General features: G+C 72.3%; 19 protein-coding genes. 9 read left to right on the top strand and 10 right to left on the bottom strand.

The annotated features are described in order from the left end of the window. Positions 1–14: 14 nt before the first annotated feature. The 3 genes from chpE to Sco07f_RS30530 all read right to left on the bottom strand — a co-directional run bounded on the left by chpE (position 15) and on the right by Sco07f_RS30530 (position 2,198). Positions 15–263, bottom strand: coding sequence for a chaplin ChpE (chpE, locus tag Sco07f_RS30540; protein WP_007388332.1), 249 nt, complete (start codon positions 261–263; stop codon positions 15–17). 155 nt (positions 264–418) lie between these two features. Continuing rightward, the gene (locus tag Sco07f_RS30535) at positions 419–1,060 is read right to left on the bottom strand and encodes a response regulator (RefSeq protein WP_007388333.1); all 642 of its coding nucleotides are present in this window, start codon (positions 1,058–1,060) and stop codon (positions 419–421) included. Next, positions 1,053–2,198, bottom strand: a complete 1,146-nt coding sequence (locus Sco07f_RS30530) for a GAF domain-containing sensor histidine kinase (protein ID WP_087791676.1) — start codon at positions 2,196–2,198, stop codon at positions 1,053–1,055. The genes Sco07f_RS30535 and Sco07f_RS30530 overlap by 8 nt, the downstream gene beginning before the upstream one ends. A 218-nt stretch (positions 2,199–2,416) precedes the next feature. Between Sco07f_RS30530 and Sco07f_RS30525 the strand changes: the two genes are divergently transcribed. The 3 genes from Sco07f_RS30525 to Sco07f_RS30515 all read left to right on the top strand — a co-directional run bounded on the left by Sco07f_RS30525 (position 2,417) and on the right by Sco07f_RS30515 (position 5,285). After that, complete coding sequence (locus Sco07f_RS30525; RefSeq protein ID WP_087791674.1) at positions 2,417–3,112, top strand: SDR family NAD(P)-dependent oxidoreductase; 696 nt, start codon at positions 2,417–2,419, stop codon at positions 3,110–3,112. Then, on the top strand, positions 3,112–4,212 hold the full coding sequence (locus Sco07f_RS30520; protein ID WP_108989710.1) for an S-adenosylmethionine:tRNA ribosyltransferase-isomerase: 1,101 nt from the start codon (positions 3,112–3,114) through the stop codon (positions 4,210–4,212). The genes Sco07f_RS30525 and Sco07f_RS30520 overlap by 1 nt, the downstream gene beginning before the upstream one ends. A gap of 353 nt (positions 4,213–4,565) precedes the next feature. After that, entirely contained in the window at positions 4,566–5,285 is a 720-nt protein-coding gene (locus Sco07f_RS30515) for a transglycosylase SLT domain-containing protein (protein WP_087791670.1), read from the top strand. A gap of 123 nt (positions 5,286–5,408) precedes the next feature. Here the strand turns inward: Sco07f_RS30515 and Sco07f_RS30510 are convergent, their stop codons facing one another. Beyond that, entirely contained in the window at positions 5,409–8,003 is a 2,595-nt protein-coding gene (locus tag Sco07f_RS30510; RefSeq protein ID WP_174855438.1) for an ABC transporter ATP-binding protein/permease, read from the bottom strand. A gap of 240 nt (positions 8,004–8,243) precedes the next feature. On the opposite strand from Sco07f_RS30510, the gene Sco07f_RS30505 reads away from it, so the two are divergent. Continuing rightward, complete coding sequence (locus Sco07f_RS30505; protein ID WP_244942169.1) at positions 8,244–10,343, top strand: streptophobe family protein; 2,100 nt, start codon at positions 8,244–8,246, stop codon at positions 10,341–10,343. Next, on the top strand, positions 10,340–11,584 hold the full coding sequence (gene serB / locus Sco07f_RS30500) for a phosphoserine phosphatase SerB (protein ID WP_007448113.1): 1,245 nt from the start codon (positions 10,340–10,342) through the stop codon (positions 11,582–11,584). Before Sco07f_RS30505 ends, serB begins: the two co-directional genes overlap by 4 nt. A 120-nt stretch (positions 11,585–11,704) precedes the next feature. On the opposite strand, the gene Sco07f_RS30495 is transcribed toward serB, so the two are convergent. From Sco07f_RS30495 to Sco07f_RS30480, 4 genes are all read right to left on the bottom strand, one after another. Next, positions 11,705–12,223, bottom strand: a complete 519-nt coding sequence (locus Sco07f_RS30495) for a SixA phosphatase family protein (protein WP_007448081.1) — start codon at positions 12,221–12,223, stop codon at positions 11,705–11,707. Between the two features lie 92 nt (positions 12,224–12,315). Then, entirely contained in the window at positions 12,316–12,522 is a 207-nt protein-coding gene (locus Sco07f_RS30490) for a hypothetical protein (RefSeq protein ID WP_007448083.1), read from the bottom strand. Positions 12,523–12,704: 182 nt separating this feature from the next. Then, on the bottom strand, positions 12,705–12,821 hold the full coding sequence (locus tag Sco07f_RS41145) for an SGM_5486 family transporter-associated protein (RefSeq protein WP_007448085.1): 117 nt from the start codon (positions 12,819–12,821) through the stop codon (positions 12,705–12,707). 75 nt (positions 12,822–12,896) lie between these two features. Then, the gene (locus Sco07f_RS30480) at positions 12,897–14,288 is read right to left on the bottom strand and encodes a CynX/NimT family MFS transporter (protein WP_174855437.1); all 1,392 of its coding nucleotides are present in this window, start codon (positions 14,286–14,288) and stop codon (positions 12,897–12,899) included. 58 nt (positions 14,289–14,346) lie between these two features. Here Sco07f_RS30480 and Sco07f_RS30475 point away from each other — a divergent pair, with 58 nt between their 5' ends. Further along, a complete protein-coding gene (locus tag Sco07f_RS30475) occupies positions 14,347–15,039 on the top strand; it encodes a FadR/GntR family transcriptional regulator (RefSeq protein ID WP_007448115.1) in 693 nt (230 codons plus the stop codon). Between the two features lie 72 nt (positions 15,040–15,111). Here Sco07f_RS30475 and fabI read toward each other — a convergent pair whose 3' ends face one another. Both fabI and fabG read right to left on the bottom strand, forming a co-directional pair. Continuing rightward, positions 15,112–15,879 (bottom strand): enoyl-ACP reductase FabI, encoded by a 768-nt coding sequence (gene fabI, locus Sco07f_RS30470; RefSeq protein ID WP_007448089.1) that lies wholly within the window; start codon positions 15,877–15,879, stop codon positions 15,112–15,114. 5 nt (positions 15,880–15,884) lie between these two features. Next, entirely contained in the window at positions 15,885–16,589 is a 705-nt protein-coding gene (fabG, locus tag Sco07f_RS30465; protein WP_007448091.1) for a 3-oxoacyl-[acyl-carrier-protein] reductase, read from the bottom strand. 275 nt (positions 16,590–16,864) lie between these two features. Between fabG and Sco07f_RS30460 the strand changes: the two genes are divergently transcribed. From Sco07f_RS30460 to tyrS, 3 genes are read left to right on the top strand one after another with little or no spacing between them, the layout of a single operon-like run. Next, complete coding sequence (locus tag Sco07f_RS30460; RefSeq protein WP_108989708.1) at positions 16,865–18,388, top strand: TldD/PmbA family protein; 1,524 nt, start codon at positions 16,865–16,867, stop codon at positions 18,386–18,388. Then, complete coding sequence (locus Sco07f_RS30455) at positions 18,385–19,782, top strand: metallopeptidase TldD-related protein (protein WP_108989707.1); 1,398 nt, start codon at positions 18,385–18,387, stop codon at positions 19,780–19,782. Before Sco07f_RS30460 ends, Sco07f_RS30455 begins: the two co-directional genes overlap by 4 nt. Positions 19,783–19,827: 45 nt before the next feature. After that, on the top strand, positions 19,828–21,096 hold the full coding sequence (tyrS, locus tag Sco07f_RS30450; protein ID WP_108989706.1) for a tyrosine--tRNA ligase: 1,269 nt from the start codon (positions 19,828–19,830) through the stop codon (positions 21,094–21,096). Positions 21,097–21,183: the final 87 nt, after the last annotated feature.

Genomic DNA, 21,183 nt, shown 5'->3' with positions numbered 1-21,183 from the left:
GTTCGCGACCGGGGTCAGTGGTTGACGCCCAGGTTGCCGAAGGCCGGGTTCAGAACGCCGATGACGTTGACGCTGTTGCCGACGGCGTTGACCGGGATGTGGATCGGCGCCTGGACCAGGTTGCCGGAGACGACGCCCGGGGAGCCGATGGCCTCGCCGTGGGCGTGGGAGCCGCCGTCGGTAGCGGAGGCCATGCCCGCGCCGGCGGCGATCAGCCCGCCGGCCACCATCGTCACGGCCGCTGCCTTCTTCAGGTTCTTCACTTACAAGCCCTCCTTGCGGTCGCCGCGGCAGTCGCCGCGGCACGCACTGGAGAACGGCCGGGCCCCTCGAAGGATGCGCCATATGGGGGACATTCCCACGACGGTATGAATCTCCGACCGGAGGGGAACCCTCCGCCACGGTGGTGCGTACCCGGTCAGCCGGCCACACCGTGTCGTACGGCCCACAGGGCGGCCTGGGTGCGGTCGGCAAGGTCGAGTTTCATCAGGATGTTCGAGACGTGGGTCTTCACCGTCTTCTCGGAGAGGACGAGCGCACGCGCGATCTCCCGGTTGGAGCGGCCGTCCGCTATCAGGCCCAGCACCTCGCGCTCCCGTTCCGTGAGGGAGCCCGCCCTGCCCGGCCCGGAGCTGCTCTCCTCCTGGCTCAGCAGGGCGCCCGCGACCTCGGGCTGGAGCAGGATGTGACCGGCGTGGACGGAGCGGATGGCGCCGGCCAGCGCGTCGGGGTCGACGTCCTTGTAGACGTATCCGGCCGCGCCCGCGCGCAGGGCCGGGACCACGGTGCGCTGCTCGGTGAAGCTGGTGACGACGAGCACGCGCGCGTGGTTGTCCAGCTCGCGGAGCCGGCGCAGCGCGTCGACGCCGTCCATGCCCGGCATCTTGACGTCCATGAGGATCACGTCGGGTTTCAGCTCCTGCGCGCGGTCGACTCCCTCGGCGCCGTCGGCGGCCTCGCCGACCACCTCGATGTCGTCCTGTACCTCCAGGAAGGTGCGCAGTCCCCGGCGGACCACCTGGTGGTCGTCGACGAGCAGCACCTTGATCGTTTCAGCCACCGGGAACCTCCATCTCGATCGTGGTGCCCTCGCCGGGCGCGGACCGCACGGTCAGCCGGCCGCCGGTGCCGTTCGCCCGGTCGCGCATGGAGACCAGGCCGAGGTGGCGTCCGGCGCGGCGGACCGTGCGCGGGTCGAAGCCGCTTCCGTCGTCGGTGATCCGCAGGACGGTTCCGGTGTCCCGCCGGTGCAGGGTCACCTCGACGTGTTCCGCCCCCGAGTGGCGCAGGGCGTTGTGCAGTGCTTCCTGGGCCACGCGCAGCAACGCCTCCTCGTGGGCGGCGGGCAGGGCCTTGACGCCGTGGCCGGTGAAGGTCACGCGGGCGGTGTGGGCGCGGTCGAGGACCTGGATCTGGGTGCGCAGGGTGGCGACGAGGCCGTCCTCCTCGAGGGCGGCGGGGCGCAGCTCGACGACGGCGGCACGCAGTTCGTCGGCCGCCTCGGCGGCGAGCGTGGCGACCTGGTGCAGCTCGTCCTTGGCGCGCGCGGGGTCGCGGTCGACCAGGGCGGTGGCGGCCTGGGCGGTCAGGCGCAGGGAGAACAGCTTCTGGCTGACCGCGTCGTGCAGTTCGTGGGCGAGGCGGGAGCGCTCCTCGGCGATGGTCAGCTCGCGGCTGCGCTCGTACAGGCGCGCGTTGGTGAGGGCGATCGCGGCGTGCTGGGCGAGGATGCCGAGCAGTTCCTCGTCGTCCTGGGTGAAGCCGCAGGTGCCCGTGGGTTTGGGACAGTTCTTGTTGGCGAGGAACAGGGCCCCGATGACCTCGTCGCCGTCGCGGATCGGCAGGCCCAGGAAGTCGACCAGGTCGGGGTGGGCTGCGGGCCAGCCCCCGAAGCGGGGGTCCTTGCGGACGTCGCCGAGGCGCTCGGGGGTGGCCTCCTGGAGCATGGCGGCGAGGATGCCGTGCTGGCGGGGCAGGGGGCCGATGGCCTTCCACTGCTCGTCGCTGACGCCGTCGACCACGAACTGGGCGAAGCCGCCGTGGTCGTCGGGGACGCCGAGGGCGGCGTACTGCGCGTCGAGCAGTTCGCGGGCGGAGGCGACGATCGTCTTGAGGACGTCGCGCACCTCGAGGTGTCTGCTCATGGCCAGCAGCGCGGAACTCACCGCGGTGAGGCCGGACCGGGGGCCGTGACTCATGTCCTCACGGTACCCGCGGGGGGTGGAGGCGGGATCGGCCCGGTGACGGGCGTCGCCTAGGCCGGTGGGACTAGGTCCGGAGTCCCGCCCGCCGGGCCTAGGGCGAAGGGCCCTCCCCGGTCGGGACCCGTGCCCGAGGTGGCCGGCGGGGCCGGGTTCCTACGTTGGGGATCACGCCGGCCGAACGGACGGCGGGGACGACGAAGGGGACGTGCGTCATGCCGGTTGCGATCATCACGGGAGCGTCGAAGGGGCTGGGCAGGGCGCTCGCCGAGGCTCTGGCGGCACGGGGGTGGGACCTGGTGCTGGACGCCAGGAACCCCGAGGTGCTCGGGGAGGCGGCGACGGCGCTCGAGGCGTACGGCACCCGCGTGACGGCGTTGTCCGGCGACGTCACGGACTCCTGGCACCGCACGGCGCTGGTGGCGGAGGCCGGGCGGCTGGGCGGGGTGGATCTGCTGGTCAGCAACGCGAGCGCGCTGGGCGCCGAGCCGCTGGTGCGGCTGGAGGAGCTGCCGCTGGACGGGCTGCGACGGGCCCTGGAGGTGAACGTCGTGGCCGCGCTCGGCCTGGTGCGGGAGGCGCTGCCGTCGCTGCGGGCGGCTCCCGCGGGCGCGGTGATGACGGTCAGCTCGGACGCGGCCGCCGAGGCGTACGAGACGTGGGGCGGCTACGGGGCTTCCAAGGCGGCCCTGGACCAGCTGGCGGCGGTACTGGGCGCCGAGGAGCCGGGGCTGCGGGTGTGGGCGGTCGATCCGGGGGACATGGCCACGGATCTGTACGCCGCGGCCGTGCCGGACGACGACGATCCGCGACCGGATCCGGCCAGTGTCGTGCCGGCGCTGCTGCGGCTGCTGGACGAGCGGCCGGCGAGCGGACGCTACGGGGCTCCGGCGCTGCTGGAGGCGCGGTGATGCGGGCGCCGGCGGTGAGGGTGCCGGAGGAGTTGTCGGCCCGGGTGCCGGTGGAGCAGCGGGGGCCGGGCCTGGACCGGGACGGTGTGCGGCTGCTGGTGTCGCACGGCACCGAGGTGTCGCACCACGTCTTCGGGGAGCTGCCGGGGCTGCTGCGGGCCGGCGATCTGCTGGTCGTCAACACCTCGCCCACGCTGGCCGCCGCCGTGGACGGCCGGGTCGGGCACGCGCGCGTGGTGGTGCACTTCTCCACGCGCGGGGACGACGGCCGGTGGGCGGTGGAGCTGCGGGAACCGGACGGAAGGGGCACCACGCGCGCGCGTGCGGACGCGGCGGGCACCACGCGCGCGCGTGCGGATGCAGTGGAGGGGCGTGGGTGCGGTGGCCCGGCGGGGACGAAGGTGCGGCTGCCGGGTGGTGCGCGGCTGGTGCTGGAGGAGCCGCTGAGTGCGCGCGGGGAGCGGTTGTGGTGGGCGCGGGTGTCGCGGGCGGAGGTGCCCGCGCTGCTGCGCGAGCACGGGCGGCCCATTCGTTACTCCTATACGGAGCGGGACCAGCCGCTGTCCGTCTACCAGACGGTCTTCGCGGTTCCGCCCGGGGACGGGACGGGCAGTGCGGAGATGCCGAGCGCGGCGCGGCCCTTCACGGCGCGGCTGGTGGCGGAGCTGGTGAGCCGCGGGGTGCAGTTCGCGCCGGTGACGCTGCACACCGGGGTGGCGTCGGCGGAGTCGCACGAACCGCCGTATCCGGAGCGGTTCGCGGTGCCGGAGGCGTCGGCGCGGCTGATCAACGCCGTGCGCGCCGGTGACGGGCGGGTGGTGGCGGTGGGGACGACGGCCGTCCGGGCGGTGGAGTCGGCGGTCGGTTCCGACGGGGTCGTACGGGCGCGGGCCGGGTGGACCGATCTGGTGGTGACCCCGGAGCGCGGGGTGCGGGTGGTGGAGGGGCTGCTGACGGGGCTGCACGAGCCCGAGGCCTCGCATCTGCTGATGCTCGAGGCGGTGGCGGGGCGGGCGGCGATCGACCGCGGGTACGACGCGGCGGTGCGGGGGCGCTACCTGTGGCACGAGTTCGGGGACGTCCATCTCCTGCTGCCGTAGGAGAGCGTCGCCAATCCACTCACACATCGCATTGCTTCAGCAACCAACAGTGAGAAAGGCGGGGGGCCGATGTGAGCCCGCGCATAGGGCGCACGTCACGTACGAAGGGGAGTAGGAGAACGACTCGCCCGTTTTGAGCGGGGCAGATGGTCAAATCTGCCCCGCTTTGCCGTTCCCTGATCCACTATCCCGGATCGTACGTCACACCTTTGCCTCCGGATTTTGCGGTCGCTAAGAATTGCTCTCGTCGCTCAGCGCCGTGGGTTCTCCCCCGCGGCGTTTGTGCCGGAAGCACCAACTGTCCCCACCGGACGAGAGCGACCTCCGCGCTATTCGAAGAGGTCTATCCCGCCATGCTCAAGAACATCCTTCCCCGTGGTCGCAGTCGTTCCCTGACCCGCACGCACAAGGTCGCGATCGCCGGTGTCGGCACGCTCGGCGCCGCCGCCGTCGCCCTCACCGCCGTCCCGGCCAGCGGTCAGACGTCGACCACGAGCGAGGCCGCTCCGACGGCCAAGGTGGCGTACAGCACCAAGCAGATCCAGGACGTGCACGCCGGTGTCACCGGCCAGCTCGCCGGCGCGAGCCAGAAGGTCGCCGCCATCGAGGCCAAGAAGGAGGCGGCCGCCAAGAAGGCGACCGCCGAGAAGAAGGCCGCCGCCGAGAAGGCCGCCTCCAAGCGTGAGGCGAAGGAGACCACCAGCCGGTCCGCCCAGCGCACCGAGGTCAAGAAGGCCGCGCCGAAGTCCTACCCGGACAACCTGGACGGCTGGATCCGCGAGGCCCGGGCCATCATGAAGAAGCACGACATACCCGGCTCCTACGAGGGCATCCACCGCAACATCATGCGGGAGTCGTCCGGCAACCCGATGGCCATCAACGACTGGGACATCAACGCCATCAACGGCATCCCGTCGAAGGGCCTGCTCCAGGTCATCCCGCCGACGTTCAAGGCCTACCACGTGCCCGGCACGTCGAAGAACATCTACGACCCGGTCGCCAACATCGTCGCCGCGTGCAACTACGCCGCGGACAAGTACGGCACCATGGACAACGTCGACAGCGCGTACTGAGGTCGGCGCGGACCTCTTCACGACGTCGCCGACGCCGCACCGTACGCCGAAGGGCGGCACCCTCCTGACGGGGTGCCGCCCTTCGGGGCGTGCGGGGGCCTTCGGGACCCGCCGGACGTCGGCCTACTTGCGCATGACCTCGGGCTCGTGCCGGCGCAGGAAGCGGGCGACGAAGAAGCCGCAGATCACGCCGAGAACGATCAGCGCGGCCATGTCCATGCCCCAGGCGCCCACGGTGTGCTCCCACAGCGGGTCGGCCTCGGCGCCCTTCTCCGGCGGGCTGATCTTGTTGAAGTCCAGCGTGGCACCGGCCGCGGCGACCGCCCAGCGCGAGGGCATCAGGTACGAGAACTGGTTGACGCCGACCGCGCCGTTCAGGGCGAAGAGGCAGCCGGTGAAGACGACCTGGATGATCGCGAACATCACCAGCAGCGGCATGGTCTTCTCGGCGGTCTTCACCAGCGAGGAGATGACCAGGCCGAACATCATCGAGGCGAAGCCGAGGGCCATGATCGGCAGGGACAGCTCGACCAGCGTCATCCCCCCGAGGACCAGCCCCTCCTCCGGGATCTCGCGGCTGGCGAAGCCGATCACGCCGACCAGCAGGCCCTGGAACACGGTGATCAGGCCGAGCACGAAGACCTTGGACATCAGGTACGCGGACCGGGACAGGCCGGTGGCGCGTTCCCGCTCGTAGATCACCCGTTCCTTGATCAGCTCGCGGACCGAGTTCGCGGCACCGGCGAAGCAGGCGCCGACCGCGAGGATCAGCAGGACCGTGGTGGCGGTGCCGTTCGGGATGATCCGGCCGGTCTGCGGGTTGGCGGGGTTGGGCAGCAGGCCCTTGTCCGGGTCGATGAGCAGGCTCACCGCGCCCAGCACCGCGGGCAGGATCACCATCAGGGCGAGGAAGCCCTTGTCGGAGGCGATCACCGACGTGTAGCGCCGCACCAGCGTGACGAACTGCGACATCCAGCCCTGCGGCTTCGGCGGCCGCATCGCCTGCATCGGCGGCACCTGTACGGACTGCGGCGCGACGGCGTCCAGGTCCGCGGCGTACATCTGGTAGTGCTGCGAGCCCTTCCAGCGGCCCGCCCAGTCGTAGTCGCGGTAGTTCTCGAAGGCGGAGAAGACGTCGGCCCAGGTGTCGTAGCCGAAGAAGTTCAGTGCCTCCTCGGGCGGGCCGAAGTAGGCCACGGAACCGCCCGGCGCCATCACGAGGAGCTTGTCGCAGGTCGCCAGCTCGGCCACCGAGTGGGTGACGACGAGGACGGTGCGGCCGTCGTCGGCGAGGCCGCGCAGCAGCTGCATGACGTCGCGGTCCATGCCCGGGTCGAGACCGGAGGTCGGCTCGTCCAGGAAGATCAGCGACGGCTTGGTGAGCAGCTCCAGGGCGACGGAGACGCGCTTGCGCTGACCGCCGGACAGGGACGTGACCTTCTTGTCCTTGTGGATGTCCAGCTTCAGCTCGCGCAGCACCTCGTCTATCCGGGCGTCACGCTCGGCGGCCGTGGTGTCGGCCGGGAAGCGCAGCTTCGCCGCGTACTTGAGGGCCTTCTTGACGGTCAGCTCCTTGTGCAGGATGTCGTCCTGCGGGACCAGACCGATGCGCTGGCGCAGCTCGGCGAACTGCTTGTACAGGTTCCGGTTGTCGTAGAGGACCTCGCCCTGGTCGGCCGGCCGGTAGCCGGTGAGCGCCTTGAGCAGGGTCGACTTGCCGGATCCCGACGGGCCGATGACCGCGATCAGCGACTTCTCGGGCACGCCGAAGGAGACGTCCTTGAGGATCTGCTTGCCGCCGTCGACCGTGACGGTCAGGTGACGGGCGGAGAAGGAGACCTCACCGGTGTCGACGAACTCCTCGAGCCGGTCGCCGACGATCTGGAACGTCGAGTGGCCGACACCGACGATGTCGGTCGGGCCGAGCAGCTGGGTGCCGCCCTTGGGGATCGGCTGGCCGTTGACGTACGTGCCGTTGTGCGAGCCGAGGTCGCGGATCTCCATGCGCCCGTCGGGCGTCGAGTGGAACTCCGCGTGGTTGCGGGAGACCTGGAGGTCCGAGACGACCAGGTCGTTCTCCAGGGCACGGCCGATGCGCATCACCCGGCCGAGCGAGAACTGGTGGAACGTGGTCGGGCTGCGGTCCCCGTAGACCGGTGGCGCCCCCGCCGCGCCGCCGGATCCCTGCTGCTGGGGGAAGTGCGGCACGGCCTGCTGTTGCGGCGGCGCCGCCTGCTGCGGTGGCTGACTCTGCTGCCAGCCGGCCTGCTGGGCCTGGTGCTGCTGCCCGTGCTGCGGTGCCTGCTGCGGCGGTGCCTGCTGCTGGAACGGCTCCTGCGCGGGCGGCGCCTGCTGCGCCCAGCCCGCGTTGGCGCCCTGCGCGGCGTACGGCTGCTGTTGCTGTTGCGGCGTGCCGGCCGGGGCCTGCGCGCCGCTCAGGCTCACCCGCGGTCCGTCGGTCGCGTTGCCCAGGTTCAGCACCGTGCCGGCGCCGAGCTCCATCTGCTGGACCCGCTGCCCGTGCACGAACGTGCCGTTGGTGCTGCCGTGATCGTCGACCACCCAACTGCGGCCGTTGAAACTGATCGTGGCGTGCCGCCAGGAGACCCTGGCGTCGTCGAAAACAAGCTCCCCCTGCGGATCGCGTCCTAGCGCGTATGACCGGGACGGATCGAGCGTCCAGGTACGTCCATTGGATTCCAGTACGAGTTCCGGCACTCCATGCCCCACTGAGTTGTCCCCCGATGTGCTCCCGTCGCGGGGAGTCTAGGGATGTCGAACATCGGGGGGAACTATTTCAGGCTCGCCCCCCTGACCGAAAGTCGGGCCTTGTGAAAAGTGCGTAGGCACCCGGCGGCCGCTCCCGCCGACGGGGTTGATACCTGCCCGAAAAGTGGTATTCCACGTGAGGGGGACATGCGCGGCAACCCGACCGCGCAGCGGATCGGGGGGTCTGCCATGGGCGCGTCCACGAGCGTGGGAACCGAGGGCCACGGCGCCCGTGTGCCGTGGGGCGACGTGCTGCTGTCCGCCATCGCCTCCGTGAGCTGGGCGTTGATCGGCATGGCGGGCACGGCGGCGCTCGGCCTGCGGCTGCTGGACGCGGACGCGGCGGGCTCGCTGGGGCCGATGACCGCGGCGGTCGTGGCGCTCGGGGCGGGTGGTTCGGTCGCGCCGGCCGGTGATGTGTCCGTGTTCGGGCTGGAAGGGGCCCAGGCGCACTCGGCCGTCGAGATCACGCCACTGGGGGTGAGCCTGGTCGGTGCGCTGTTCCTGTCGTTCTTCTTCCTGCGGTCCCTGCGGGCGGCGGGAGTTGTGGTCGCCCCCGCCGAACTCCTGGCGCGCGCGGGCTCGGTGATCGCCCTGTTCGTGGCGATGACGGGTGGTCTGGCCTGGGCGGGTCACGACCTCATCACGATCGACGGCAGCTCGCTCGGGCTCGACGACCTGCCCGGCGGGGGCGGGGGCGGGGACGGCCGGCTGGAGGTGCCGGGGCTCGGTGAGGTGGGCGACATCGGCGGGCTGCTGCCCGACCGGGTCGGTGACCTCGCCGACGCCCGGGTCGCCGTCGGGTTCGGCGTCGACACCGCGCCGACGTTGCTGGGCGGTCTCGTCTGGTCCGCCGGGGTGCTGCTGATCGCGTTGCTGGCCTCGCGGCGCACTCCGCTGCCGCGTGGGTGGGAGGCCGTGCACCGGGTGGTGCGACCGGCCGTGTCCGCCCTGGTCACGGTGGCGCTGACGGCGGTGGCGGCGGGTTGCGCGGCGGCGGCCTGGGCGGCGGTCGGCGACGACCGTCCCCGGCGGATCGCGGGAGCCGCGCTGCTGGGCGCGCCGAACGGGGTGTGGTTCGGCGTCCCCGTCGGCCTGTTCGTGCCGTGGGACGGGCGGGCCACCGGCGCCCTGACCGGCGTCCTCCCGGCGCCCCTGGACGACCTGCTCGGTTCCGGCACCGAGGAGCCGGTCACGCTGGGGCGGCTGGCGGAGCTGGACGGGCGGGTGTGGCTGCTGGGAGTGGCCGCGGCACTGCTGATGCTGCTGGCCGGGGTCCTGACGGCGGTACGGACGCCGGTGGGGCCCGGCGACGCACGTCCCCTCGCCTTCGCCGGGCGCTGTGCGCTGCGGCTGGGCATCGCCACCGCGGTGACGCTGCCGCTGTCGGCCCGGCTCACGGAGGCCTCCGTGACCGCCTCCCTGTCGGTACTCGGCATCGACGCCTTCGGCACGGGCATCGACCTGCACGGACACCTCGGTGCGGCCCTGCTGCTGGGCGCCGTCTGGGGGGCGGGGGCGGGGGCCGCCGGGGCGCTGTCGGCGTGCGCGAGCGGGGCGGCGGGGGCCCGGGCGACGGGCTTGGCACGCAGTGCCGGGGCGGTGAGGGAGGCGGGACGGGTGCGGGCCCGGCCTGGGGGCCGCCGTACCGGGCGGGTACGCCGCACCGGCCCGGCCCGGGCGCCGATCCCCGCCCGCGGCCGTGGGAGTCGTGGGAGGGGGCGGCGCGGCCGGAGTCGGGCCCGGCACCGGGAAGGGGTGAACCCGAGGACGCCCGCCCGGCGGAGGCGCCCCCACCACCGCGCGGTGCCTGGTCCCTGCCGGGACCCGGGCACACGGCGTCCGGGGCCCAGCCGCCCGGCAGCACGGGACAGGGACAGGGGCAGGGGCGGCAGGGAGGCGGCGGGGGCCGTCCGAGCTGTGGCCCCGGGCAGTACGACTACGACGGGGCGGGCCGGGAGGAGGGCGGGACGGATCGCCGGCCCGACGACGACGTGTACGACGCCCCCACGGTGGCCGGGCCGCTGGGTCCGCCCCCGGGAACGCCGCGCCGGCCGCCGGGGCCGGAAGAACGGCCCCCACGGCCCCGGACCCGGACCCGGCCCTGGTACGAGGTCCCTCCTCCCCCACCGCCCCCGCCACCCGCACCCCCTCGGCGGCCCCGCGACGGGTAGCCACGGTCCGGTCCACTCCGCCACCGCCCGGGCGGAAAGGGGTGCCGTTCCTGTCCGCCAGTCGGACCGGGGGCGCGGGCGGCACGGGGTGCCGGATACGGTTGGAGCACCATGAGCGCTACGCAGACCTCTGACGTTCCCACGCTTCTCGTCAAGATCTTCGGCAAGGACCGGCCGGGCATCACGGCCGGCCTGTTCGACACCCTCGCCGCCTACTCCGTCGACGTCGTCGACATCGAGCAGGTCGTCACCCGTGGCCGGATCGTGCTGTGCGCGCTCGTGACCGAGCCGCCCCGCGGCCTGGAGGGCGATCTCCGGGCGACCGTCCACAGCTGGGCGGAGTCGCTGAAGCTACAGGCGGAGATCATCTCCGGCATCGGCGACAACCGGCCGCGCGGCCTCGGCCGCTCCCTGGTCACGGTGCTGGGTCACCCGCTCACCGCGGAGGCGACCGCCGCCATAGCGGCCCGGATCACCGAGTCGGGCAGCAACATCGACCGTGTCTTCCGGCTGGCCAAGTACCCGGTGACCGCCGTCGAGTTCGCGGTGTCCGGTGTCGAGACCGAGCCGCTGCGCACCGCGCTGGCCACCGAGGCCGCCGCGCTCGGCGTGGACATCGCGGTCGTCGCGGCGGGGCTGCACCGGCGGGCGCAGCGCCTGGTCGTGATGGACGTGGACTCCACACTGATCCAGGACGAGGTCATCGAGCTGTTCGCCGCGCACGCCGGGTGCGAGGACAAGGTCGCCGAGGTGACGGCGGCCGCGATGCGCGGGGAGCTGGACTTCGAGCAGTCGCTGCACGCGCGCGTGGCGCTGCTGGCGGGGCTGGACGCGTCGGTGGTGGACAAGGTACGCGCCGAGGTGCGGCTGACGCCGGGCGCGCGCACCCTGATCCGCACACTGAAGCGGCTCGGCTACCAGGTGGGCGTCGTCTCCGGCGGCTTCACCCAGGTCACCGACGCCCTGAAGGAGCAGCTGGGGCTGGACTTCGCGCAGGCCAACACGCTGGAGATCGTCGACGGCCGGCTGACCGGCCGGGTCACCGGGGAGATCGTGGACCGGGCGGGCAAGGCCCGGCTGCTGCGCCGGTTCGCGGCCGAGGCGGGTGTGCCGCTGTCGCAGACCGTGGCGATCGGCGACGGCGCCAACGACCTGGACATGCTGAACGCGGCCGGGCTCGGCGTCGCCTTCAACGCCAAGCCGGTGGTGCGCGAGGCGGCGCACACGGCGGTGAACGTGCCCTTCCTGGACACGGTGCTGTACCTGCTGGGCATCACCCGCGAGGAGGTCGAGGCCGCGGACACGCTGGACGAGGGCCTCGGCGAGGGCCTCACCCCGCCCGCCGAGCGGGTCTGACCCGGCGCGGGAGCGAACGGAGGTACGGGGGGGACGGGCCCGGGACGGGACCGGGCCGGGGCGCGCGACGCGGCGAGGGCCCGGACCACGTGGGTACCGGGCCCCCTGTCACGAGTGCGGTCAGTCGGTCGGCGCCCAGTAGTCGACCAGGGCGGCCGTGCCGGGCTCCACGTCCTTCCAGGAGCCCGTGAAGGTCAGGACGGCGAAGGCGGCGGTCGGGAAGCCCCGACGGCCGATCCGCTCACGGACCTCGTCCTCGGCCGAGCCGGCCAGGATCTCGGTGAGAGCCTCCATGCCCGGGTTGTGGCCGACCACCACCACGTTCCGCAGGTCGTCCGGGGTCTCGTTGAGCACGGCGATCAGCTCGCCGGGCGAGGCCTCGTAGATCCGCTCCTCGTAGACGGTTTTCGGCCGGTGCGGGAACTCCTGGACGGCCAGCTTCCAGGTCTCCCGGGTCCGGGCCGAGGTGGAGCACAGTGCCTGGTCGAAGGGCACGCCGGTATCCGCCAGCCGGCGCCCGGCCTCCGCGGCGTCCATGCGGCCCCGGTCGGCGAGCGGCCGCTCGTGGTCGCTCACCTGTGGCCAGTCGGCTTTCGCATGCCGGAAGAGAACAATCCTGCGGGGTTCTGCGACGCTCATGGCATCCAGCTTCGCATGAAACAGGCCACGGGGCTCTGAGAGTTGACATGCGGACCCACCACGGGACACGGGTGGGAGGAAACGGTCGGCGCTCAGCGTGCCGTCAGCTGCTCCACCCGCTCCAGCAGGTGGGCTATCGCGGGCTGCTCCGCGGCCGCGTGGGCGTCGGCGGGATTGAGGATGAGCAGGAGCAGCGCGACGAAGGCGAGCACGGGCAGGGCCAGTGCCCACCAGGGCAGCCGGGTGTCGGCGCCGCCCCGCGTCGCCTGGGGAGGCCGGGTGTGGGTAGTGGCCGACATGAGTGCCTCCGCTGGTCTTCGGGCGTCCCGGTCCGTGCTCCGCGGCCCGCCTGTCGCGGGCACATCTCGAAGTTACGGACTCGGCGGGGCCCGGCCCATCCGGAGACCCACCCACTTGACCCTGACCCTCGCCCCCTAGGGGACGGGGGGTTAACCCCACCATCCGCCCGGCGAGGGCGGTGTCACGGCGAGGCGATCGTCGCGATGACGCCGATGATCACGAAGATCGCGAGGAAGGAGCCGAAGACGATCAGCATCTTCTTCTGGCCGTTCTGGGGATTCGGATCGAGGACTGGCATGGGGCAAGTCTCGCATCCCCGGCACGGGACGCTTCCGGCGGGCCACCGGCCCACCGGTACGCCGCCCGCCGGGGCTCAGCGTGCCGCCTCGTCCTCCACCGTGCGGTCGCGTCCCGCCAGGACGCCCACCACGATCTGCGGCACCATCAGCGCGCTCATCAGCGCGATCGGCAGCCCCCAGCCGCCGCTGTGCTGGTAGAGCACGCCCACCAGGAGCGGACCCGGGATGGAGATCAGGTAGCCGGTGCTCTGCGCGAAGGCGGACAGCTGGGCGACGCCCGCCCCCGTCCTGGCCCGCATGCCGACCATGGTCAGCGCGAGCGGGAAGGCGCAGTTGGAGACGCCGAGCAGCAGGGCCCAGGCCCAGGCGCCGCCGACCGGGGCGAAGTACAGACCGGCGTATCCGGCGAGCCCGCACACACCCAAGACCAGCACGATCGGGCCCTGGTGGGGCAGTCGGGTCGCCACGCGCGGAATGACGAAGGCGAGCGGCACACCCATCACCATGATGACGGCGAGCAGCAGCCCGGCGGTGCCGGCGGACACGCCCGAGTCACGGAAGATCTGCGCCATCCATCCCATCGTGATGTAGGCGGCGGTGGCCTGGAGGCCGAAGAAGACGGCGAGCGCCCAGGCCGTACGGCTCCGGGTGATGCGCAGCGGCGGCTGTTCCGCGGGCTTCTCGGCGCTCTGCCCGCCCTCCGGCCGCGGCGACGTCGCGGCCTGCGCGGTGGATGCCGGCGCGGCGGACGTCGGCGCCTTGCGGTTGCGTACGAACGGGATCCACGGCAGGACGGCCAGCGCCGGGAGCACGGCCCAGACCGCGAGACCGGGCTGCCAGTGACCGCCCAGCGCGTTCGTGACGGGCACGGTCGCCGCGGCGGCGACGGAGGTGCCGAAGGCCAGGGCCATCGAGTAGAGGCCGGTCATGGAGCCGACGCGGTCGGGGAAGTAGCGCTTGACGATGACCGGCATCAGCACGTTGCTGACCGCGATGCCCATGAGTGCCAGGGCGGTGGCGGCCAGGAAGCCGCCCGTGCCGCCGACGTACGGGCGTATCAGCAGGCCGGCGGTGATGGCGACCATGCCGGCGCAGACCACCGCGCCGGGCCCGAAGCGGCGGGCCAGCCGGGGGGCGGTGACCCCGAAGACGGCGAAGCAGAGCGGCGGCACGGAGGTGAGCAGTCCGGCGACGCTGCCGCTCATGCCGAGCCCGTCGCGGACCTCCTCCAGCAGCGCGCCGAGGCTGGTGATGGCGGGGCGCAGGTTCATCGCGGCCAGGACGATGCCGACGATGAGCAGCCGGGTCGTCCACGTCGTCCACGCGCGCGCGGCGGGCGCCTCGGCGGACGTCTCGCGGGCACCGCCGTCCACGCGCGCGTGGGTACGCGTCTCGGCGGGCGCCTGCGCGCCGGTCTCCGTCCGGGTTTCCGTCCGGGTTTCGTCACTAGCCATGAGCCCCATCATAGAATCATGGGATGATTGGTTGTCCACTTGCTCGTCCACCCGTGTGCGAAGGTGAGCCATGCCACTGAGCCATCCCCGTCGTTCGGCACTGTCCGAGCAGGTCATCACGGCGCTGCGCCAGCAGATCGCCTCGGGCGAGTGGCCGGTCGGCTCCCGTATCCCCACGGAGCCGGAACTGGTCGAGCAGCTCGGCGTCGCGCGGAACACGGTCCGCGAGGCGGTCCGCGCGCTGGCGCACAACGGTCTGCTGGACATCCGCCAGGGCTCGGGCACGTACGTCGTGGCGACCAGCGAGCTCGCGGGCGTGATGCAGCGCCGCTTCGCCGGGGCCGCTCCCCAGCACATCGCCGAGCTGCGCTCCACGCTGGAGTCGGCCGCCGCGCGCCTGGCCGCCGAGCGGCGTACGGAGAAGGACCTCAAGCAGATCGACGGCCTGCTGCTGCGCCGGGAGGAGGCCTGGGAGTCGGGTGAGGCGGAGGCCTTCGTGGCGGCGGACGCCACGTTCCACCTGGCGGTCGTGGCCGCCTCGCACAACGACGTGATGACCGCGATGTACGCGGACCTGAGCGAGGTGCTGCGGGACTGGCTGCGCGGCGACGTGGGCGAGGGCATGTCCCCGGCGATGCACATGGACCACGGCCGGCTGGTGGACGCGATCCGCGTGGGCGACGCGGCGACGGCGGCCGAGGAGGCCGCCGCCTATCCGTTCGTGTGCCGCCCGGGGCTGTTCGGCCCGTCCTCGGCCGGCTGACCCGCGCCGGTGACGACGCGAGGGCCCGCACCCCCGTACGGGATGCGGGCCCTCGGCGGCACAGGTGTCCGGTCAGGCGCCGATGGCGTGCAGACCGCCGTCGACGTGGACGATCTCGCCCGTGGTCTTCGGGAACCAGTCGCTGAGCAGCGCGACGATGCCGCGGCCGGCCGGCTCCGGGTCCTTCAGGTCCCACTCCAGCGGGGAGCGGCTGTCCCACACGGCGGCCAGGTCGCTGAACCCCGGGATGGACTTGGCGGCCATGGACCCGATCGGGCCCGCCGAGACCAGGTTGCAGCGGATGTTCTGCTTGCCGAGGTCACGGGCCATGTAGCGGCTGGTGGCCTCCAGCGCGGCCTTGGCCGGGCCCATCCAGTCGTACTGCGGCCAGGCGTACTGCGCGTCGAAGGTGAGGCCGACGACCGAGCCGCCGTTCTGCATCAGCGGCAGGCAGGCCATGGTCAGCGACTTCAGGGAGTACGCCGAGACGTGCATGGCGGTGGCGACCGACTCGAACGGCGTGTTCAGGAAGTTGCCGCCGAGCGCGTCCTGCGGCGCGAAGCCGATGGAGTGCACGACACCGTCGAGGCCGCCCAGCTCCTCACCCACGATGTCGGCGAGCCGGGCGAGGTGCTCGTCGTTGGTGACGTCCAGCTCGATGACCTTGGTGGGCTTGGGCAGCTTCTTGGCGATGCGCTCGGTCAGCGTGGGCCGCGGGAAGGCGGTCAGGATGATCTCGGCACCCTGCTCCTGGGCCAGCTTCGCGGCGTGGAAGGCGATGGAGGACTCCATCAGCACACCGGTGATCAGGACGCGCTTGCCCTCGAGAATTCCGCTCATGGTGATCAGTGACCCATTCCCAGTCCGCCGTCAACGGGAATGACGGCTCCAGTGATGTACGAGGCGTCGTCCGAGGCGAGGAACCGCACCGTCGCGGCGATCTCCTCGGGCCGCGCGTACCGCCCCAGCGGCACCTGCGACACGATGTTCGCCCGCTGCTCGTCGGTGAGCACCTTGGTCATGTCGGTGTCGACGAAGCCCGGCGCGACGACGTTGAAGGTGATGTTGCGCGACCCCAGCTCACGGGCGAGGGAACGCGCGAAGCCGACCAGACCGGCCTTGGAGGCGGCGTAGTTCGCCTGCCCCGCGGAGCCGAGGAGTCCGACCACCGACGAGATGAGGACGACGCGGCCCTTCTTGGCGCGCAGCATGGCGCGGTTGGCGCGCTTGACGACGCGGAAGGTGCCGGTGAGGTTGGTCTCGACGACGGAGGTGAAGTCCTCCTCCGACATGCGCATCAGGAGCTGGTCCTTGGTGACGCCGGCGTTGGCGATCAGGACCTCGACGGGACCGTGCGTCTCCTCGATCTCCTTGTAGGCCTGCTCCACCTGTTCGTTGTCGGTGATGTCGCACTTGACGGCCAGGAAGCCCTCCGGCGGCTCACCCGAACGGTACGTGATCGCGACCTTGTCGCCGGCGTCGGCGAAAGCGCGGGCGATGGCGAGGCCGATGCCCCGGTTTCCTCCGGTGACGAGAACCGAGCGGCTCAACGGATCACCCTTTCCCTAGCGGTCGTCCACCCGTCCGGTCACCCGTACGGCGGGCGGCGAGAGCAGGCGGCTTCCTCGAAAATCTATCGGTCCCCCACCTCGCTCAGAGACTCGGGCACCCACAGTGGCTTACGGGGCTGTCTGTCGGGTCCCTACAGAACCGGTGCCGGATGCGAGGGGAAAGGTGTGGTCGCCGAACCGCCGACGCGACATGATGCGGCGCAGCCCCCGGTGTCGCGGCAGACGACCGGTCACGCCGACAGAAAGAGACGCAGGTGCCTCACAGCATCGACCAAGCCTTCACGGCACTCCCCCTACGCGCCCTCGCCGACGCCGCCCTCGCCCGTGCGCGTGCCCTCGGCGCGGAGCACGCCGACTTCCGCCTCGAGCGGGTGCGCAGCGCGTCCTGGCGCCTGCGGGACGCCAGGCCCGCCGGGTCCTCGGACACCACCGACCTCGGGTACGCGGTGCGGGTGGTGCACGGCGGCACGTGGGGCTTCGCGTCCGGCGTGGACCTGACCCTGGACGCGGCCGCCAAGGTCGCCTCGCAGGCGGTGGCGATGGCGAAGCTGTCGGCACAGGTGATCAGGGCGGCCGGGTCCGACGAGCGGGTGGAACTCGCGGACGAGCCCGTGCACGCCGACAAGACCTGGATCTCGGCGTACGAGATCGACCCCTTCACCGTGCCCGACGCGGAGAAGTCGGCCCTGCTGGCCGACTGGAGCGCGCGGCTGCTGGCGGCCGACGGGGTCGACCACGTGGACGCCTCGCTGCTCACCGTGCACGAGAACAAGTTCTACGCCGACACCGCCGGGACCACGACGACGCAGCAGCGGGTGCGGCTGCACCCGGTGCTCACGGCCGTGTCGGTGGACGACTCCAGCGGCGAGTTCGACTCCATGCGGACGCTGGCGCCGCCGGCCGGGCGCGGCTGGGAGTACCTGACCGGGACGGGCTGGGACTGGGAGGCCGAGCTGGCCGTGATCCCGGAGCTGCTCGCGGAGAAGATGCGGGCGCCGAGCGTCGAGGCGGGCCTGTACGACCTGGTCGTCGACCCGTCGAACCTGTGGCTGACCATCCACGAGTCCATCGGGCACGCCACCGAGCTGGACCGCGCCCTCGGCTACGAGGCCGCCTACGCCGGCACGTCCTTCGCCACCTTCGACCAGCTCGGCAAGCTGCGCTACGGCTCCGAGCTGATGAACGTCACCGGCGACCGCACCGCCGAGCACGGGCTGGCGACCGTCGGGTACGACGACGAGGGCGTCGCGGGCCAGTCCTGGGACCTGGTGAAGGACGGCAGGCTGGTGGGCTACCAGCTCGACCGGCGGATCGCGCGGCTCACCGGCTTCGAGCGGTCCAACGGGTGCGCCTACGCCGACTCCCCCGCGCACGTGCCGGTGCAGCGCATGGCCAACGTGTCGCTGCGGCCGGATCCGGGCGGGCTGTCGACCGAGGACCTGATCGGGGGCGTCGAACGCGGGATCTATGTCGTCGGCGACCGGTCGTGGTCCATCGACATGCAGCGCTACAACTTCCAGTTCACCGGCCAGCGGTTCTTCCGGATCGAGAACGGGCGGCTCGCCGGGCAGCTGCGGGACGTGGCGTACCAGGCGACGACCACCGACTTCTGGGGGTCCATGGCGGCCGTCGGCGGCCCGCAGACGTATGTCCTGGGCGGTGCCTTCAACTGCGGCAAGGCCCAGCCGGGGCAGGTCGCGGCCGTGTCCCACGGCTGCCCGTCCGCCCTCTTCAAGGGAGTCAACATTCTGAACACGACGCAGGAGGCCGGTCGATGAGCGTCCGCAGCAGCAAGCCGCACGAGATCGTCGAGCGGGCGCTGGAGCTGTCCCGGGCGGACGGGTGCGTCGTCATCGCCGACGAGCGGTCCACCGCCAACCTGCGCTGGGCGGGCAACGCGCTCACCACCAACGGCGTCACGCGCGGGCGCACGCTGACGGTCGTGGCCACCGTCGACGGGCAGCAGGGCACGGCGTCCGGGGTCGTGTCGCGCTCGGCCGTGACCGTGGACGAGCTGGAGCCCCTGGTGCGTGCCGCCGAGGCCGCCGCGCGGGGTGCCGGTCCGGCCGAGGACGCGCAGCCGCTGGTCCCTGGCGGGCCGGGGTCGCCGGACTTCGCCGACGCGCCCGCCGAGACCTCGTCGGCCGTCTTCGCGGACTTCGCGCCGGCGCTCGGGGAGGCGTTCGCACGCGCGCGTGCGGGCGGCCGGGAGCTGTACGGCTTCGCCAACCACGAGATGACCTCGACCTACGTCGGCACGTCGACGGGGCTCCGGCTGCGGCACGACCAGCCGAACGGGACGCTGGAGCTGAACGCCAAGTCGCCGGACCGGAGCCGGTCGGCGTGGGCGGGGCGGGCCACGCGGGACTTCAAGGACGTCGACCCGGCGGCCCTCGACGCCGAGCTGGCCGTACGGCTGGGCTGGGCCGGGCGCCGGGTGGAGCTGCCCGCCGGGCGGTACGAGACGCTGCTGCCGCCCACCGCGGTCGCTGACCTGCTGATCTACCAGTACTGGTCGGCCTCCGGGCGGGACGCGGTCGAAGGGCGCACGGTGTTCTCCGAGCCGGGCGGCGGCACCCGGCTCGGCGAGCGGATCGGCGCGCTGCCGTTGACCCTCCGCAGTGATCCCCTCGAGCCCGGTCTGGAATGCGCGCCGTTCGTGGTCGCGCACTCCTCGGGCGGGGACCAGTCGGTGTTCGACAACGGGCTGCCGGTGGCGGCGACCGACTGGATCCGGGACGGCGAGCTGCACCGGCTGACGACCACCCGGCACAGCGCCGGGCTGACCGGGCTGCCGGTGGCACCCGCGGTCGGCAACCTGATCCTGGACGGCGGCGACCCCGACCGGTCCCTGGACGAGATGGTCGCGGGCACGGAGCGCGGGCTGCTGCTGACCTGCCTCTGGTACATCCGCGAGGTCGACCCGGCGACGCTGCTGCTGACCGGGCTGACCCGGGACGGGGTCTACCTCGTCGAGCACGGCGAGGTCGTCGGCGAGGTGAACAACTTCCGGTTCAACGAGTCGCCGGTGGATCTGCTGGGGCGGGCCTCGGAGGCGGGGCGGACCGAGAAGACGCTGCCCAGGGAGTGGGGCGACTGGTTCACCAGGGCCGCGATGCCGGCGCTGCGGGTCCCCGATTTCAATATGAGTTCTGTCAGCCAGGGCGTATAACCTCGTACCTGATTTCGCGAGACCACTCAAGGAGACACGAGAACCGTGACGGACATCGTCGACGAGCTGAAGTGGCGCGGGCTGTTCGCCCAGTCCACCGACGAGGACGCTTTGCGCAAGGCGCTCGCGGACGGTCCCGTCACGTTCTATTGCGGTTTCGACCCGACCGCGCCGTCCCTGCACGTGGGGCACCTGGTGCAGGTGCTCACCGTGCGCCGGCTCCAGCAGGCCGGTCACCGGCCGCTGGCGCTGGTCGGCGGTGCCACGGGGCAGATCGGCGACCCGCGTCCGACCGCGGAGCGCACGCTGAACTCGCCGGAGACCGTCGCGGGCTGGGTCCAGCGGCTGCGCGGCCAGATCGAGCCGTTCCTGTCCTTCGAGGGCGAGAACGCCGCGGTGATGGTCAACAACCTGGACTGGACCGAGGGCCTGTCGGCGATCGAGTTCCTGCGGGACATCGGCAAGCACTTCCGGGTCAACAAGATGCTGACCAAGGACTCCGTGGCCCGGCGTCTGGAGTCCTCCGAGGGCATCAGTTACACGGAGTTCAGTTACCAGCTGCTCCAGGCGATGGACTTCCTCCAGCTCTACCGGAGGTACGGCTGCACGATGCAGCAGGGCGGCAGCGACCAGTGGGGCAACCTGACGGCCGGCCTCGACCTGCTGCACCGGCTGGAGCCGGACGCGTCGGTGCACGCGTACGCGACGCCGCTGATGACCAAGGCGGACGGCACCAAGTTCGGCAAGACCGAGGGCGGCGCCGTCTGGCTCGACCCGGAGATGACGACGCCGTACGCGTTCTACCAGTTCTGGCTGAACGTGGACGACCGGGACATCTCGACGTACATGCGCATCCTGTCCTTCCGCTCCCGTGAGGAGCTGGAGGAGCTGGAGCGGCAGACCGGGGAGCGTCCGCAGGCCCGTGCCGCGCAGCGGGCGCTGGCCGAGGAGCTGACGACGCTGGTGCACGGCGCCGGTCAGACGGCCGCGGTGATCGCCGCGTCCAAGGCCCTCTTCGGCCAGGGCGACCTGGCGGAGCTGGACGAGCGGACGCTGGCCGCGGCCCTCTCCGAGCTGCCGCACGTCCGGGTCGCCGAGCCGGCCCCGGTCGTCGACCTGCTCGCCGAGGTCGGCCTGGTGGCCAGCAAGTCCGCCGCGCGCCGCACGGTGAAGGAGGGCGGCGCCTACGTGAACAACGCCAAGGTCACCGGCGAGGACGCCGTCCCCGCCAAGGAGGACCTGCTGCACGGGCGCTGGCTGGTGCTGCGCCGCGGCAAGAAGAACCTGGCCGCGGTGGAGATCACCGGCGCCTGAGCCGGCGCGCACGCGCGAGGGGCGGCCTCCGGGACCATGCGGTCGCCGGAGTCCGCCCCTTCGCCGTACCCGGACGGTCCGGGGCGG

This window comes from Streptomyces coelicoflavus (genome assembly GCF_003112555.1).
Lineage (GTDB): Bacteria > Actinomycetota > Actinomycetes > Streptomycetales > Streptomycetaceae > Streptomyces > Streptomyces coelicoflavus.
Note: the sequence above shows the minus strand (reverse complement) of the source record. Positions and strands in the feature narration are given on the sequence as shown.

Coding starts and splice junctions, on each gene's coding strand:
- Sco07f_RS30530 (WP_087791676.1), bottom strand. CDS start 2,198: ATGAGTCACGGCCCCCGGTCCGGCCTCACCGCGGTGAGTTCCGCGCTG.
- Sco07f_RS30525 (WP_087791674.1), top strand. CDS start 2,417: ATGCCGGTTGCGATCATCACGGGAGCGTCGAAGGGGCTGGGCAGGGCG.
- Sco07f_RS30520 (WP_108989710.1), top strand. CDS start 3,112: ATGCGGGCGCCGGCGGTGAGGGTGCCGGAGGAGTTGTCGGCCCGGGTG.
- Sco07f_RS30515 (WP_087791670.1), top strand. CDS start 4,566: ATGCTCAAGAACATCCTTCCCCGTGGTCGCAGTCGTTCCCTGACCCGC.
- Sco07f_RS30505 (WP_244942169.1), top strand. CDS start 8,244: ATGGGCGCGTCCACGAGCGTGGGAACCGAGGGCCACGGCGCCCGTGTG.
- serB (WP_007448113.1), top strand. CDS start 10,340: ATGAGCGCTACGCAGACCTCTGACGTTCCCACGCTTCTCGTCAAGATC.
- Sco07f_RS30495 (WP_007448081.1), bottom strand. CDS start 12,223: ATGAGCGTCGCAGAACCCCGCAGGATTGTTCTCTTCCGGCATGCGAAA.
- Sco07f_RS30490 (WP_007448083.1), bottom strand. CDS start 12,522: ATGTCGGCCACTACCCACACCCGGCCTCCCCAGGCGACGCGGGGCGGC.
- Sco07f_RS41145 (WP_007448085.1), bottom strand. CDS start 12,821: ATGCCAGTCCTCGATCCGAATCCCCAGAACGGCCAGAAGAAGATGCTG.
- Sco07f_RS30480 (WP_174855437.1), bottom strand. CDS start 14,288: ATGATGGGGCTCATGGCTAGTGACGAAACCCGGACGGAAACCCGGACG.
- Sco07f_RS30475 (WP_007448115.1), top strand. CDS start 14,347: ATGCCACTGAGCCATCCCCGTCGTTCGGCACTGTCCGAGCAGGTCATC.
- fabI (WP_007448089.1), bottom strand. CDS start 15,879: ATGAGCGGAATTCTCGAGGGCAAGCGCGTCCTGATCACCGGTGTGCTG.
- Sco07f_RS30455 (WP_108989707.1), top strand. CDS start 18,385: ATGAGCGTCCGCAGCAGCAAGCCGCACGAGATCGTCGAGCGGGCGCTG.